Annotated in this window: 15 protein-coding genes, 1 tRNA gene and 1 pseudogene; 14 read left to right on the top strand and 3 right to left on the bottom strand. The window is 65.3% G+C overall.

The annotated features are described in order from the left end of the window. The 5 genes and pseudogenes from PRN20_RS13185 to PRN20_RS13205 all read left to right on the top strand — a co-directional run bounded on the left by PRN20_RS13185 (position 1) and on the right by PRN20_RS13205 (position 1,943). Positions 1 to 234, top strand: coding sequence for a FliM/FliN family flagellar motor switch protein (locus tag PRN20_RS13185; RefSeq protein ID WP_273957864.1), 234 nt, complete (start codon positions 1 to 3; stop codon positions 232 to 234). A gap of 147 nt (positions 235 to 381) precedes the next feature. Further along, positions 382 to 466 (top strand) — tRNA-Leu (locus PRN20_RS13190). A gap of 152 nt (positions 467 to 618) precedes the next feature. Next, positions 619 to 774 (top strand): annotated as a pseudogene (locus tag PRN20_RS13195) (ribonucleotide-diphosphate reductase subunit beta); the annotation flags it as partial. Positions 775 to 1,122: 348 nt separating this feature from the next. Continuing rightward, positions 1,123 to 1,377, top strand: coding sequence for a hypothetical protein (locus PRN20_RS13200; protein ID WP_273957865.1), 255 nt, complete (start codon positions 1,123 to 1,125; stop codon positions 1,375 to 1,377). Positions 1,378 to 1,520: 143 nt separating this feature from the next. Further along, positions 1,521 to 1,943, top strand: a complete 423-nt coding sequence (locus tag PRN20_RS13205; protein WP_273957866.1) for a MerR family transcriptional regulator — start codon at positions 1,521 to 1,523, stop codon at positions 1,941 to 1,943. Here the strand turns inward: PRN20_RS13205 and PRN20_RS13210 are convergent. From PRN20_RS13210 to metH, 3 genes are all read right to left on the bottom strand, one after another. Beyond that, the gene (locus PRN20_RS13210) at positions 1,940 to 2,194 is read right to left on the bottom strand and encodes a hypothetical protein (RefSeq protein WP_273957867.1); all 255 of its coding nucleotides are present in this window, start codon (positions 2,192 to 2,194) and stop codon (positions 1,940 to 1,942) included. The two genes, PRN20_RS13205 and PRN20_RS13210, sit on opposite strands and share 4 nt — an antisense overlap. 86 nt (positions 2,195 to 2,280) lie before the next feature. Then, a complete protein-coding gene (locus PRN20_RS13215) occupies positions 2,281 to 2,655 on the bottom strand; it encodes a hypothetical protein (protein ID WP_273957868.1) in 375 nt (124 codons plus the stop codon). Between the two features lie 100 nt (positions 2,656 to 2,755). After that, the gene (gene metH, locus PRN20_RS13220; protein WP_273957869.1) at positions 2,756 to 6,517 is read right to left on the bottom strand and encodes a methionine synthase; all 3,762 of its coding nucleotides are present in this window, start codon (positions 6,515 to 6,517) and stop codon (positions 2,756 to 2,758) included. 163 nt (positions 6,518 to 6,680) lie between these two features. Here metH and PRN20_RS13225 point away from each other — a divergent pair, with 163 nt between their 5' ends. The 9 genes from PRN20_RS13225 to PRN20_RS13265 all read left to right on the top strand — a co-directional run bounded on the left by PRN20_RS13225 (position 6,681) and on the right by PRN20_RS13265 (position 15,402). After that, positions 6,681 to 7,388, top strand: a complete 708-nt coding sequence (locus tag PRN20_RS13225) for an alpha/beta fold hydrolase (RefSeq protein ID WP_273957870.1) — start codon at positions 6,681 to 6,683, stop codon at positions 7,386 to 7,388. A gap of 334 nt (positions 7,389 to 7,722) precedes the next feature. Continuing rightward, positions 7,723 to 8,835 (top strand): septal ring lytic transglycosylase RlpA family protein, encoded by a 1,113-nt coding sequence (locus PRN20_RS13230; RefSeq protein WP_273957871.1) that lies wholly within the window; start codon positions 7,723 to 7,725, stop codon positions 8,833 to 8,835. Between the two features lie 39 nt (positions 8,836 to 8,874). Then, on the top strand, positions 8,875 to 10,032 hold the full coding sequence (locus tag PRN20_RS13235) for a D-alanyl-D-alanine carboxypeptidase family protein (RefSeq protein ID WP_273957872.1): 1,158 nt from the start codon (positions 8,875 to 8,877) through the stop codon (positions 10,030 to 10,032). Between the two features lie 64 nt (positions 10,033 to 10,096). Next, entirely contained in the window at positions 10,097 to 10,783 is a 687-nt protein-coding gene (tmk, locus tag PRN20_RS13240) for a dTMP kinase (protein ID WP_273957873.1), read from the top strand. Further along, positions 10,784 to 11,809, top strand: a complete 1,026-nt coding sequence (locus PRN20_RS13245) for an AAA family ATPase (protein ID WP_273957874.1) — start codon at positions 10,784 to 10,786, stop codon at positions 11,807 to 11,809. Further along, positions 11,806 to 13,353 (top strand): methionine--tRNA ligase, encoded by a 1,548-nt coding sequence (metG, locus tag PRN20_RS13250; protein WP_273957875.1) that lies wholly within the window; start codon positions 11,806 to 11,808, stop codon positions 13,351 to 13,353. Before PRN20_RS13245 ends, metG begins: the two co-directional genes overlap by 4 nt. A gap of 4 nt (positions 13,354 to 13,357) precedes the next feature. Continuing rightward, entirely contained in the window at positions 13,358 to 14,134 is a 777-nt protein-coding gene (locus PRN20_RS13255; RefSeq protein ID WP_273957876.1) for a TatD family hydrolase, read from the top strand. Then, positions 14,134 to 14,973, top strand: coding sequence for an MBL fold metallo-hydrolase (locus PRN20_RS13260; protein WP_273957877.1), 840 nt, complete (start codon positions 14,134 to 14,136; stop codon positions 14,971 to 14,973). Before PRN20_RS13255 ends, PRN20_RS13260 begins: the two co-directional genes overlap by 1 nt. A 48-nt stretch (positions 14,974 to 15,021) precedes the next feature. Further along, positions 15,022 to 15,402, top strand: a complete 381-nt coding sequence (locus PRN20_RS13265) for a RidA family protein (RefSeq protein ID WP_273957878.1) — start codon at positions 15,022 to 15,024, stop codon at positions 15,400 to 15,402. Positions 15,403 to 15,421 lie beyond the last annotated feature (19 nt).

Genomic DNA, 15,421 nt, shown 5'->3' on the forward strand with positions numbered 1-15,421 from the left:
ATGAACACTCTAGACACAATTGAAGTCGATATCACGGTGGAACTGGGTGCGGCGACCATGCCCATCCATCACCTGCTGCGCATGGGCCGTGGCGCAGTGATCGAACTCGACACGACCGAGAACGACCCGTTCCGCGTCTATGCCAACAACACCCTCATCGCCCGTGGCGAAGTGAAGGTGGAAGACGGCCGTCTCAGCGTCGAGCTGACCGAAAAGGTCCGCCGCCCCGCCTGATCGGGGGCTGCGCACGGCTTCCAACCGGCTATTCCCCGGACCACTTTCCCACTTGTGGCAAAAGCGGAATTAATCGCTTGCACCATCCGCCGGGCGTTGCTACACGCTGCCTCGCTTCGCCGAAAGGTGTTGCTTCTACCTCGGCGTGCGGTCGTGGCGGAATTGGTAGACGCGCAGCGTTGAGGTCGCTGTGCCGCAAGGCGTGGAAGTTCGAGTCTTCTCGACCGCACCAGGGTCCCTCCCGATCCTGCAGTCCAAAACAAGCGGCTCCCCTTGGGGAGCCGTTGTTGTTTCGGCGCCCGGTTTCCTCGCGCAACAACTCACCCGCCGCCAGCCCAAGCGCGCACCACTCGAAATCTGCCTATTGACCCGACTCAATGCCGCAGACACTGCGCCCGGCTCGGTCTCGCCCCGGTGTTCGCCGAGACCGAGAACCCGTTCCCCTGGATGAGCGAGGCGATGAACCTCAGGAAAGAGAAGAACTTCTTCGAAACCCGCGTCATCGAATATCAGAACGGCGGCGCCCTGAACTGGGACTGAGGCTTGAGATACCATTCACCGGCAAGCAAGCGGCTCCTCAGGCGAGCCGCCGCCCCCGCGCCAGGCGATCGAGTCAATCCGCTGAAATTCGGGCGATACTGCACCGAGAGTGGCAGAAGTCGTTGACTGAAATCACAATTTCAGTATCGCCGAAATGTGAGAATGTGGTTGTTGTTTTACGACTTTCACGGCCAGAAATATCGGTGGTAATTTAAGCTTCCTCTGCTGAACGACCTTACGTCGTTGCCCGGCGCCAATCCCGCCGGACGCAGGAACGTTGTTTGCTTGAAGTTCGCCAGGGGCGCACGGGAGAAATCCCTCTCCGTGCGAACAAGGGAGGAGTACCAAATGAAGCTCAAGCTCATCGCAGCAACGATAGTTCTCAGTGCCGCTTCTCTCGCCGCCGGGCCGGCGTTCGCCCAGCAACAGGCCACAAACGCAACGGCTCCGGTTGCGCAGGGACAGTCGCAGGCGGCGGCGCCCACCAACCGGGGAGGCTTCGGCAATTTCGGTTCGACATCGCTGATGTGCCTCGAGTGGCATTGCCAGGGAAGTGAATGCATCTGCATCCGCTTCACGACCGCGCAGGTCGTCCAGAACTAGACTTCCCAAACCGGTCTGACCGGAACGCGAGGGGGGGCAATGCGGTCGGCGCTCCGCCCCTTCGGTCGAAATGTCCCCTTGGTATCGTCGCCGTCCCGGCCTACATACCTTTAGTCACTAGAGGAATGTCGGACGGATTGGCGATGAATCTCCCCATTGGCGAACTGGCGCGGCGCACCGGCGTGAAGGTGCCAACCATCCGGTTCTACGAGCAGATCGGCTTGCTGCCGCAGCCCCCGCGCACCGAGGGCAACCAGCGCCGCTACGGCAAGGCCGAGGTCAACCGGCTGAACTTCATCCGCCACTCGCGCGAACTCGGCTTCGACGTCGACGACATTCGCGGGCTGCTCGAAATGTCATCCCAGCCGCAGGCCTCGTGCCATCAGGCCGACAGCATCGCCCGCAACCACCTGGCCGAGATCGACCGCCGCATCGCCAGCCTCAGGGCGCTGCGCGGCGAACTCTCCCGCATGGTCGAGGAATGCACCCACGGCCGCATCTGCGATTGCCGGATCATCGAGGTGCTGGCCGATCACAGCCAGTGCAAGGCCGAGCACGCCCACTAGAGGTCGGGGTATTTCCTCTTGGCATAGGTGAGGAAGATGCCGGCGATCACGCCGAACACGATCCCGGCAAGGAGCAGGGCGATCCCCGGAACGACAGCCCCGATGACACTCGCCGGCGTCGCCCCCGGCGCCATTATCGACATCACCGGCATCAGGATGGTCGCCAGCACGCCGAACACCATCAGCAGAATGGCCACCAGCAGCAGCTTGCTGCCAACATCGATCGAGAACGGTTCGTGTGTCGTAGCCAAGTGTCGCCCCCTCAAGCGCCCGCCCGCCGACACGCCGGCGGACGATTGCCGTGAGTCTGGCAGGGCTTAACCGCTAGCGCAACCCGCTACACCACCTCGGCGAGGTGGAAGTTCCGCGCAACCGCATGGTCGCGCAGCCCGAACGCCGGCAGCCGCCCCGGCACCAGCGCATCGGCCACCGCGTCCTTGTCCGCCGCCTCCGTGGCATCGACCACCACGCGGACGAACGGCTCCGCCATCCCGAGCCGCACCTTCTCCTGCAGCTCGAACAGCAGCACCCGCACATTCCCGCGGCTCTCGCACGCGATGCACTCCGTTCCCGGCGCATGCGCATGCAGCGGCGGATCAAGCTTGACCACCGCCGTATCCCGCCCCCCGAACCGCGCAAGCGCCGCCTTGTCGGTGACCACGATCACCGGCACGGAGCGATCGCGGCGCGCAAAGGGGGCAGGGGAGGTCACCGTGGGATCCCCCCGTGGCGCTGCCGGTGCAGAACGCGTCCCCTCGCCCCTCCGGGGAGAGGGCTGGGGTGAGGGGCAGCCAGGTGAACCAGACGAGCCATCACCCCTCCCCACCGGAGCTCGGCGTGTAGTTGAGGATCGGCCCGAGCCAGCGCTCGACCTCGCGGATGGCCATGCCCTTGCGCCGGGCATAGTCCTCGACCTGGTCGCGCTCCACCTTGGCGACGCCGAAATAGAAGCTCTCCGGGTGGCTCAGGTAGATGCCCGACACCGACGAGCCCGGCCACATGGCATAGCTCTCCGTCAGCTCCACCCCGATCCGCTGCTTGGCGTTGAGCAGGTGGAACAGCGTCGTCTTCTCGGTATGGTCCGGCTGCGCCGGATAGCCCGGGGCAGGGCGGATGCCCGCGTAGGGCTCGCCGACCAGCTCGGTCGGGGCGAAGGTTTCGGAGGCGCCATAGCCCCAGAACTCCTTGCGCACCCGCTCGTGCATCAGCTCGGCGAACGCCTCGGCGAAGCGATCGGCCAGCGCCTTGATCAGGATCGACGAATAGTCGTCGTTCCGCCGCTCGAAGCGCTCGGCGATCACGTTCTCCTCGAGTCCCGCAGTCACGACAAAGCCGCCGAGATAGTCCGGCGTGCCCTCCGGCGCCACGAAGTCGGCCAGCGCCATGTGCGGCTTGCCGCCGGTCTTCGACAACTGCTGGCGCAGCGTGAAGAACGTCGCGAGCTGGTCCTTCCGGTCCTCGTCCGTATAGAGCCGGATATCGTCGCCGACCTGGTTGGCGTGCCAGAACCCGACCACCGCCTTGGGTCGGAACCAGTTCTTCTGGATCACTTCCTTCAGCATCTTCTGGGCATCGTCCCACAGCTGCCGCGCCGCCGGCCCCTGCGCGGGATCATCCAGCACCGCCGGGAAGCGGCCCTTGAGCTCCCAGGCCTGGAAGAACGGCGTCCAGTCGATGTACTTGGCGATCTCGGCCAGGTCGTAGCTCTCGAACACCCGCGTGCCGAGGAAGGACGGCTTGGGCGGCACATAGCCGTCCCAGTTCGGCTTGAACCGGTTGGCGCGCGCCGCTGCCAGCGAGGTCCGCTGCTTCTCGGCCTCCGATTGCCGGTGCTTCTCCGCCAGCCGCTCGTACTCGGCGCGGACATCCGCCACATAGGTCGGGCGCTGTTCGTTCGAGAGCAGCGACGACACCACGCCCACGGCACGGCTCGCGTCATGCACATGCACGGTTGGCCCGCCATGATACTGCGGGTGGATCTTCACCGCCGTGTGCACGCGCGATGTCGTCGCTCCGCCGATCAGCAGCGGCAAGGTGAAGCCCTCGCGCTCCATCTCGGAGGCGACGTGCACCATCTCGTCGAGCGACGGCGTGATGAGGCCGCTCAGCCCGATCACGTCCACGTTCTCCGCCTTGGCCGTCTCGAGGATCTTTGCCGTCGGCACCATCACGCCGAGGTCGATGATCTCATAGTTGTTGCAGCTCAAAACCACGCCGACGATGTTCTTGCCGATGTCGTGCACATCGCCCTTCACCGTCGCCATCAGGATCTTGCCGGCTGACTTGCGGCCCGCCGCCTCGCCGTTGGCCTCTTTCTCGGCCTCCATGTAGGGCAGGAGATGCGCCACCGCCTGCTTCATCACGCGGGCGGATTTCACCACCTGCGGCAGGAACATCTTGCCCGAGCCGAACAGGTCGCCGACCACGCTCATTCCGGCCATCAGTGGCCCCTCGATGACGTGCAGCGGCCGCTCGGAGGCCAGCCGGGCCTCCTCGGTGTCCTCGTCGATGAACTCGGTGATGCCGTTGACCAGCGCATGCGAGATGCGCTCTCCGACCGGCTTGGTGCGCCATGCCAGATCCTTGGCCTTCTGCTCGCCGCCGGCTTGTCCCTTGAACTGCTCGGCGATCTCCAGCAGCCGCTCGGTAGCATCGTCCCGGCGGTTGAAGATCACGTCCTCGCAGGCCTCGCGCAGTCCTGGCTCCAGCGTGTCGTACACCGCCAGCTGGCCGGCATTGACGATGCCCATGTCCATGCCCGCCTGGATGGCGTGGTAGAGGAACACCGAGTGCATCGCCTCGCGCACCGGCTCGTTGCCGCGGAACGAGAAGCTGAGGTTGCTGACGCCGCCGGAAATATGCGCGTGCGGAAGGGTTTCCCGGATCTTCCTCGTCGCTTCGATGAAGGCGATGCCGTACCCCGCGTGCTCTTCGATGCCCGTCGCGACCGCGAAGATATTCGGGTCGAACACGATGTCCTCGGGCGGGAAGCCGACCTCTTCGGTCAACAGCTTGTAGGCCTTGGTGCAGATCCCGACCTTGCGCTCGAACGTATCCGCCTGGCCCTGTTCGTCGAAGGCCATCACGACGACTGCTGCGCCATAGCTGCGCACCAGCCGGGCCGTCTCGAGGAACTTCTCGACGCCTTCCTTCATGGAGATCGAGTTGACCAGCGGCTTGCCCTGCACGCACTTGAGCCCCGCCTCGATCACCTCGAACTTCGAGCTGTCGATCATCAGCGGCACCCGCGCGATGTCGGGCTCTGCCGCGAGCAGGTTCAGGAACTCGGTCATCACCTTGACCGAGTCGATCAGGCCCTCGTCCATGTTGATGTCGATCACCTGCGCGCCGTTCTGCACCTGGTCGCGCGCCACATCGAGCGCCGCGGTGTAGTCGCCGGCGGTGATGAGCTTGCGGAACTTGGCCGAGCCCGTGACGTTGGTCCGCTCGCCAACGTTCACGAACGGAATGTCCTCGGTCAGCGTGAAGGGCTCGAGGCCCGAGAGCCGGAGCAAGGTCGGCACCTCGGGGATCCTGCGCGGCTTGTACTTGCCCACCGCTTCCTTGATCGCCCGGATGTGATCCGGGGTCGAACCGCAGCAGCCGCCGACAATGTTCAGGAACCCGTCGCGCGCAAAGCCCTCGAGCTGCCGCGCCATGAACTCCGGCGTCTCGTCATAGCCGCCGAACTCGTTGGGCAGTCCGGCGTTCGGATAGGCGCAGATCAGCGTGTCGGCGACGTCGCTCAGTTCATTGACGTGAGCGCGCATCGCGTTCGCACCCAGCGCGCAGTTCAGCCCGATCGTGAACGGCTTGGCATGTCGCACCGAGTACCAGAACGCCGTCGGCGTCTGGCCCGACAGAGTGCGGCCCGACAGGTCCGTGATCGTCCCCGAGATCATCACCGGCAGCTCGTAGCCGCGCTCCGCGAAGATGCGCTGCGCCGCGAAGATGCCGGCCTTGGTGTTGAGCGTATCGGTGATCGTCTCGAACAGCAGCACGTCTGCGCCACCATCGATCAGCCCGTTGATCGCCTCGGAATAGCCGACGACGATCTGGTCGAAGGTGATCGAACGGTGCCCGGGCGAAGTCACGTCGGTGGACATCGAGGCCGTCTTGTTCAGCGGCCCGAGCGCGCCGGCGACGAACCGGCGCTTCCCGTCCTTCTCGAACGCCAGCTGCGCCGCCTCGCGGGCGAGCCGGGCGCCGGCGACGTTGAGTTCGTAGGCGAGCTCCTGCATCCCGTAGTCGGCCATCACGACGTCGGTCGAGGAGAACGTGTTCGTCTCGACAATGTCGGCGCCCGCCAGAAAATACTGCAGATGGATCGAGCGGATCGCGTCCGGCTGCGTCAGGTTGAGCAGGTCGTTGTTGCCCCGCACGTCCTTGTGCCAGTCCTTGAACCGCTCACCGCGATAGGCCGCCTCATCCAGCTTCAGCTGCTGAATCATTGTACCCATGGCGCCATCGAGGATCAGGATACGTTCGGAAGCCGCCTTGGTAAGCGCGGCTCGCACCTCCTCGCCGTCCGGCAAGGAATTTCTATCGATCTCAATGGTTTGAGCAGAGGTCATAGCTCGACTTTCCAGCGTCAGTAACGCCACTATGCGGCAGGTCCCGCCTGTCTTCGCATGCGGGATATAAAGATATCTTTATATGACTGTCCGTTCGCGGGCAAGCAAGGGGGTTTCGGCCAGCCGGCCGGAACCGAAACATTCACGCGAGACGTTCCCGTTCATGGCAATCCCGATCCTGCTCATACCCGGCCTCAGCTGCACCGCCCAGATCTATGCCCGACAGGTGCCGGCACTGTGGCGGTTCGGGCCAGTGACGGTCGCCAACCACACCGAGGGTGGCAGCATGACCGAGATCGCCGCCGCGATCCTGAGCGACGCACCGCCAGGATTCGCGCTGGCCGGCTTCTCCATGGGCGGCTACCTCGCCTTCGAGATCATGCGGCAGGCGAGGGACCGCGTCCTGGGCCTCGCCCTGCTGGACACCTCGGCCCGTCCTGACAGCCCGGAAGCCACCGAAAAGCGCCGCTCCGCCATCGCGCTGGCGGAGCAGGGGAAGTTCACCCTGGCCGTGCAGCAGTCCTTCCCCAACACCGTCCACCCCGACCACCTGGACAATGCCGCGCTCAAGGCCCTCCATTCCGGCATGGCCAAATCCGTCGGGCCACAAACCTACATCCGCCATCAGAACGCGATCATCGCCCGCCCCGATTCCCGACCCGACCTCGCGGCGATCGCGGTCCCCACGCTTGTCGTCGTGGGCGAGGCCGACGCCATCACCCTCCCGGACGCCGCCCGCGAAATGGCAACAGGCATCCCCGACGCGAATCTCGTGATCGTTCCAAAAGCAGGCCACATGGCCCTCGCCGAACAACCCGAAGTGGTGACCGAAGCAATGGTGCAGTGGCTGGAAACCGTCGCCGCGGCCTAGTTCTGCTGGGAGGCCGCAGCTACGAGAGAATCTACGAACCCACCCTTCGCACCCACCGCCACCACACTTGCATTCCCCCCACCGTCATCCCCGGGCTTGACCCGGGGACCCAGCGGAGCGCCCCTCAAGCTCGAAGCTGGCAGCACCATCCATGGGTCCCCGGGTCAAGCCCGGGGATGACGGCCGATAGAGGCGCCCCATCAGGTACGTCACAGCCGAATCCCCAGCATTTGAAGCAAATTAACTCCCGCTCAACCACGTTCCGTTTCCCCCGCAGCATGCGGGAAAGGGTTTGGCTAGAATCCACGCCAAACAGGCTTGGGTTGACTTCGACTTGCTCTTCTCGTCTCGCAAATTCCGTGCAGCCACCCGGCTGCTTGTGCTCGCCACGCTCGTGGCGCCGATTCTGGCTGCCTGCGGCGGAGCAGGGGGCTCCGTCCCGCATGTGAAGCGTGGCGCGTTCACCTCCAAGGAGTTTGGCGTCGCCGTCAGCCCGCGCCTCTCCAACGCCAGGAACCCGCCCAAGGGCGGCGGCCGCAACATGGTCGGCAAGCCCTACACGGTGCGCGGCGAGGTCTACACACCGCTCGAGAACCCGGTTGGCTACGTCGCCTCCGGTAGCGCCTCCTGGTACGGCAACGACTTCCACGGCCGCCAGACCGCCAATGGCGAGATCTTCTCGGCCACTGGCATCTCCTGTGCCAGCCCGGTCCTTCCGCTCCCGAGCTACGTCCGCGTCACCAACGTCGAGAACGGCCGCTCGGTCGTCTGTCGCGTCAACGACCGCGGTCCGTATCTGCATGGTCGGGTCATGGACCTGAGCTATCGCACCGCCGAAATCCTCGGCTACGCCAACAAGGGCGTCGGCCAGATGCAGGTCCAGTACATCGGCCCCGCGCCGCTCAATGGCGACGACACTCGCATGCTGCTCGCCAGCGTCGATCGTGCGACCCATATGGAGCAGCAGACGACGCGCCTCGCCATGCTCGACAGGCCCGTCGCCGCCGGCACCACCGGCGGTCGGGTCAACTTCGGCTCCATGAACACCGCGGCTCCCGTGCCGACCGATCGGCCCGACCTCCTCGGCGACTTCATCGGCCTCTTCGGCTATGCCGAGAACGGTAGCGCGGACCGCGACATCACCGGCGCCCACGCGGCCGTCAACGCCATGGCGACCCAATCCGGCGCGCTCGAGGGCTGGGTAGCCTCCGTCGACGAGGACAAGCGGGCTATCAGGCTCCAGCTCGGGGTCTTCACCGATGCAACCGCGGCCGACGAAATCGCCCGCCGCTTCGCCTTCCTCGGTGCAGTTGACCAGGAAGCCGTGCGAATCCCTGGCGCCGATGCGACTCGGCTCACGCTGACGCACCTCAAGCCCGGTGTTGCCCGGAATGACGCAATGGTGCTCGCACAGGAACTTGGCCTGAACGACCTCGTGCTCTATTAGTCGGATACGGCCGTGTGGAGGCCGCGATGGGGTTGAATCGTGCGGACTTTCAGCCTGAAGCTTTTGGCGCTCTTTCTGGCTGTCTTCACGGCAGCCATCGGCGTGGCCAGTGCCCAGGATTTCGACACCAAGGCGAAGTTCGCCGTGCTGATGGACTACGAGTCCGGCACCATCCTTTTCCACAAGGCGGCTGACGATCAGCTCGAGCCGGCCAGCATGGCCAAGCTCATGACGCTGGCCGTGGTCTTCGACCAGCTCCAGACCAAGAAGCTCCAGCCGACCGACGAGTTCTTCATCTCCGAGCACGCCTGGCGCGACGGCGGCGCCTCCTCGGGCGGTTCCACCATGTTCGCCGAGCTCAACTCCAAGATCCAGGTGATGGACCTCGTTCGCTCCGTCATCATCCAGTCCGGCAACGACGCCGCCATTGCGCTGGCCGAAGGCATCGCCGGCAGCGAGCCGGCCTTCGCCCACATGATGAACCAGCTCGGCACCGAGATCGGGCTCACCAACTCCAACTTCACCAACGCCACGGGCCTGCCGGATCCGGCGCAGTACTCGTCGGCGCGGGACCTCGCGACGATCGCGCGCTTTATCATCGCGCAGTTCCCCGAGTACTACCCGATCTTCGCCGAGAAGGAGTTCACCTGGAACAAGATCCGGCAGACGAACCGCAATTCGCTGCTCGAGATCGGTATCGGCGTTGACGGCCTGAAGACCGGCCACACCGAGGCCGCCGGGTATGGCGAGGTGGTTTCCACCGCATCGTCCGGCCGCCGCCTCATCGCCGTACTCCACGGCCTCAAGTCGATGAATGAACGCACCGAGGAAGCCCGCAAGCTCGTCACCTGGGGCACCCGCGGGTTCGAGCTGATCCCGGTCTATCCGGAGGGCCAGGTCGTCTCCCACGCCGACGTCTATGGCGGCAGCTCCGCGCAGGTTCCGCTGGTGGGCAAGGGCAGCATCGACCTGTTCCTGCCCAAGGGCGCCCAGAACTGCCCGCAGGCGACTGTCACCTACAAGGCGCCCATTCGCCCGCCTGTGAAGAAGGGCGACCAGATCGCCCAGCTCAATGTCATGTGCAATGGTGCTGTGGTACAGGTCACGCCGCTCTTTGCCGCTGAGGACGTCGGCGAGGGCGACATTGTCCGCAAGGCAGCCGACGCGTTCAAGGAACTGGCGCTCGGCTGGCTCTAGCTCTAAAGGACCGGCGGAAGTTCCCGGACTTCGACCGGACGAAAGATAGAGGAAAGCACGGCGAATGCTCGATGTTCCGGGTAAGCCCGCGGCCAGATTCATCACCTTTGAAGGCGGCGAGGGCGTCGGCAAGTCCACGCAGGTCAAGCGCCTGCTCGTCCGGCTCAACCGCATGGACATCGAAGCCGTCCGCACCCGTGAACCCGGCGGAACCCCCAAAGCCGAGGCCGTTCGGGCCTTCCTCCTGCAGGGCCGCTCCGAGAGCTGGGGCGCCGGCGCCGAAGCCGTCCTCTTCGCCGCAGCCCGCTACGACCACGTCAGCACACTGATCGCCCCCAGCCTCAACAGCGGCAAATGGGTCATCTCCGACCGCTTCCACGATTCCACCCGCGCCTATCAGGGCCTGACGGGCGGCGTCGACGAGAAGCTGATCCGCGGCCTCGAGGAACTCGCGCTCGACGGCCACCAGCCCGACATCACCTTCATTCTCGACATGGACCCCGCCGCCGCGTTCGCCCGCGTGCGCACCCGCGCCATCGAGAAGACGCTCGCCCAGACCGGGGATCGTTTCGAGAAGGAAGATCTCGAGTGGCACCGCCGCCTGCGGCAGGCCTTCCTCGCCATCGCCGACGCCAATCCCGACCGCTGCGTGGTCCTGCCGGCCGGCCAGTCCGAGGATGCGCTCGAGCAGGAGATCTGGGACACGCTGACCCGGCGCTACCCCGAACTCGAGGCAAGGAAGGCCGGGTAATTGGACTTCCCCCAGCGCGAACCCGACCAGCTTGAGGGCGTCCCGCCCCCCGAGTACCAGCAGGCCGTCTACGGTCATGCCCAGGCCAGTGCCGCATTGCTGGAGCGGCTCAATGCCGGCCGGATGCCCGGTGGCGTCCTGATCCACGGTCCGCGCGGCATCGGCAAAGCCACGCTCGCCTTCGACCTCGCCCGGCGCATCTTCGAAGCGACCGGCGATGAATCGCCCCAGCACATCGCCGCCCAGGTCGCGGCCGGCGCCTATCCGAACCTGTTCGTGATGCGGAAGGCCCCGCGCGACACGGGCAAGGGCTACTACACCGTCATCCGAGTCGAGGAAGTCCGCGGCTTCATCGAGGAGATGCGCATGACGCGCGGCCGGGCCGGACATCGCATCGCGATCGTCGATCCGATCGACGACTGCAACGCCTCCTCGGCCAACGCGCTTCTGAAAATCCTCGAGGAACCGCCGGCGGATACGACCTTCCTGCTCGTCTCGCACCGACCGGGCTCGCTCCTGCCGACCATCAAGTCCCGCTGCTTCCAGGTAGCGCTGCGCCCCGTGTCCGATGCCGACGTCCGCACCGTCCTGGAGCAGAACAGCGCCGACCCGGCGCTCGTCGACCGTGCTGTCTCCCTTGCCGGTGGCAAGCCGCGCCGGGCCTTCGAGGCCATGCTGCTGGGGGAGGGCGGCACGCTCACGCTGCTTCAGTCCTGGCTTGCCAATCCGTCCGGCTCGGCCGCTCCGCGCCTGGCGCTGGCCGACGCACTGGGCGGCGACCGGGAGTCGGCCGAACTGCGCTTCGCGCGCGACATCATTGCCGACTGGATCGCCGATGAAGCGAAGGCCGCGGCCTTCGCCGCTGATGGTGCCCGGCTTGCCTCGGCCAACGAGCTATGGGACAAGGCCCAGCTTTCACTCGCCGATGCCGATGAATACAACCTCGACATGCGGCAGACCCTGGTCGCCATTTTCGACGCGATCCGGAAACACCATCAGTTGAGCGTCGCCCCGTCCGCCCCATGACCGATTCATTCTACGTCACCACCGCCATCGCTTATCCCAACGGCGAGCCCCATATCGGCCACGCCTACGAGATGATCACGACCGACGCGATTGCCCGCTGGGCCCGGCTGCAGGGGAAGGACACCTTCTTCCTCACCGGCACCGACGAGCACGGCATCAAGATGGTGCAGACAGCCGCCGCACAGGGCATCACCGCCCGCGAGCTGGCCGACCGCAACGCCGCCCGCTTCCGCGACCTCGCGGCGCGCCTCGACGTCTCGAACGACGATTTCATCCGCACCACCGAGCCGCGCCACTACGAGGCGAGCCAGGAGATCTGGCGCAAGATGGCCGCCAGCAACAATGGCGACATCTACCAGTCGACCTACAAGGGCTGGTACTCGGTCCGCGACGAAGCCTATTTCGACGAGGACGAGCTTACGGACGGCGAAGGCGGCAAGAAGTTCGCGCCAACAGGGGCCGAGGTGAAGTGGGTCGAGGAAGACAGCTACTTCTTCCGCCTCTCCGCCTATCAGGACCGGCTTTTGAAGCTGTACGAGGACCGGCCGGATTTCATCGCACCTGAAGAGCGCCGCAACGAGATCGTCTCGTTCGTGAAGGCCGGCCTGCGCGACATCTCGATCAGTCGCACCACCTTCGACTGGGGCATTCCGGTGCCGGGCGCGCCAGGGCACGTGATGTACGTGTGGGTCGACGCGCTCACCAACTACATCACCGGCGTCGGCTATCCGGATGCCAGCTCAGAGCAGTTCAAGAAGTTCTGGCCGGCAAACCTGCACGTCATCGGCAAGGACATCATCCGCTTCCACACCGTCTACTGGCCGGCCTTCCTGATGAGCGCCGGCATCGATGTGCCGCACCGCGTCTTCGCTCACGGCTTCCTGACTTCGGAAGGGAAGAAGATGTCGAAGTCGGTCGGCAACATCGTCGATCCGCACGAGCAGCTCGACCTCTACGGCACCGATCCGGTCCGCTGGTACTGCGTGCGCGAGGTCAGCTTCGGCCAGGACGGCGACTGGGGCCGCGAGAAGTTCATCAACCGGAACAACTCCGACCTCGCCAACAACTTCGGCAACCTGGCGCAGCGCTCGCTGTCGATGATCCAGAAGAACTTTGGCGGCGCGCTCCCTGAGGCGCAGCCGACCGAGGCCGAGCGCGCCATCGTCGCCACGGCCATGGAGACCATCGGCAGGATGGATCTCGCCATGAAGACCCAGCAGATCCACGAGGCCGCCGGCGAGCTCACGACACTCCTCAACGCCGCCAACCTCTACTTCGCCGACCAGGCGCCGTGGGGACTGAAGGCCGACCTGCCGCGCATGGGCACGATCCTCGCAACCACGGCCGATATCGTCCGCCGCGCCGCCATCGCGGCGCAGGCGTTCGTCCCGGGCTCCGCGGCGAAGTTCCTCGATGCCCTGGCGGTACCGGCGGATCAGCGCCTGCTGAGCCACGCGCTCGGCGCGTCCGGCGTTCCCGCGGGAACCGTCTTGCCGCCGCCCGAGCCTGTGTTCAAGAAGTTCGAGCACGCAAAGACGGCATAGGCCAATGCTGATCGACTCGCACTGCCATCTCGATTTCCCCGAACTCGCCGCCGATCGCGCCGGCGTGCTCGCCCGTGCCAAGGCAGCCGGGATCGACGGCATGGTCACCATCTCGACGCGCGTAAAGCGCTTCGACGAGATCAGGGCCATCGCCGAGGAGAATGCCGAGGTCTGGTGCTCGGTCGGCACGCATCCGCACCATGCGGACGAGGAGCTCGACATCTTCACCGAGGACCTGGTCCGCCTCAGCGAGCATCCCAAGTGCGTCGCCATCGGCGAAGCGGGTCTCGATTACTTCTACGACAACGCGCCCAAGGAGGCGCAGGAGACCGGTCTGCGCCGACACATCGCCGCGTCGCGCCTCACCGGTCTGCCTTTGGTCATCCATTCCCGTTCAGCTGACGTTCATATGGGGGCGGTTCTGGCTGAAGAAATGGGGCAGGGGACCTTCCCTTTCGTGCTCCACTGCTTCACCGGCGGTGCCGATCTCGCCCGCCAGGCGCTGGACCTGGGCGGCTACATTTCCTTCTCCGGCATCATCACCTTCAAGAACGCCGAGGAGATCCGCGAGGTCGCGAAATTCGTTCCGGCTGACCGCTATCTCGTTGAGACAGATGCACCTTATCTGGCTCCCGTGCCGCATCGCGGCGGCACGAACGAACCGAGTTTCGTAGCCCACACCGCCGCCAAGGTCGCCGAAGTCCGGGGCGTCGGCCTCGATCAGGTCGGCACTGAGACGACCGACAACTTTTTCCGTTTGTTCTCAAAGGCTAAGGCGTAATGCCTGAAGCACAGCGCATCGTCGCGACGATCATGGGATGCGGCTCGTCGGGTGGCGTGCCGCGCATCGGCGGCCACTGGGGCGTCTGCGATCCGGACAATCCCAAGAACCGCCGCAGCCGCTGCTCGCTGCTGATCGAGGGCTATTCGGCCGGCTCGGACGAACCCACGCGCATCATCGTCGATACCGGCTGCGACCTGCGCGAGCAGTTGCTGCGCGCCGAGGTGGATCGCGTCGAAGCCGTGCTCTACACGCACGAGCACGCCGACCACACGCACGGCATCGACGACCTGCGCGTCCTGGCGCTTAACAACCGCAGGCGCGTCGACGTCTACTTCAGCGCCGAAGCCGCCAACCGGATCGTGCCGAGCTTTGCCTACTGCTTCACGGCGCCGCCGGGCTCCGGCTATCCGCCGATCCTCAACCAGCACCTGATCGAAGCCGGCCACCCGCTGACCGTAGACGGGCCGGGCGGTTCGATCACCGTCCTGCCGTTCCGCCAGGATCACGGCGACATCAACTCGTTGGGTTTCCGGGTGCAGGATTTCGCGTACTCGTGCGACCTAAGCGGCATTCCAGACGCCTCGCGCGGGGCCGTCAGCGGGCTCCACACCTGGGTGCTCGATGCACTGCGGCCCACGCCGCATCCGAGCCACCTGAGCCTCTCCGAAGCGCTTGATCTGGTCGAGGAACTGCGCCCACGCCACGCAGTGCTCACCAACCTCCATATCGACCTCGACTACGCCCAGACCGACGCAATGACGCCGGACCACGTCCGGCCGGCGTTCGATGGCCTGCAGATCGACGTCACCGCAGGCGAGATCATCAGTCCTCGCTAGCCACAGCTGGCGCTACTATCGCCGCCACACCACGGAGCCACGCCACCAATGATTGAAGTCATCAACACCGGCATCGCGCCGTCCAGCGGTCCTATCAACGACTGCGTGCGCGCCGGCAATCACGTCTGGCTCGTTGTGCTGGCCGAAGATCCGAAGACCGGCAAGATCACCGACGGCGACATCGAGGCACAGACGCGTCAGGCGCTGTCGAACCTCAAGCAAGCGATCAACGCCGCCGGTGGCGAGCTCACCAACATCGTCCAGGTGCAGATCTTCCTCGTCGACAGCGCCGACGCGGCGGGCATGAACCGTGTGTATGTCGAGTTCTTCAACACCAAGCCATATCCGATCCGTGCCACAGTGGTGGTCAAGGAACTGCTGGCCAAGGGGCTGAGGATCGAGATCACCGCAACAGCGGTACTGGAGTAGAGCTGTACGGACAACCGCC

Origin of the sequence: Devosia sp. ZB163 (assembly GCF_028613635.1) — a bacterium.
Classification (GTDB): domain Bacteria; phylum Pseudomonadota; class Alphaproteobacteria; order Rhizobiales; family Devosiaceae; genus Devosia_A.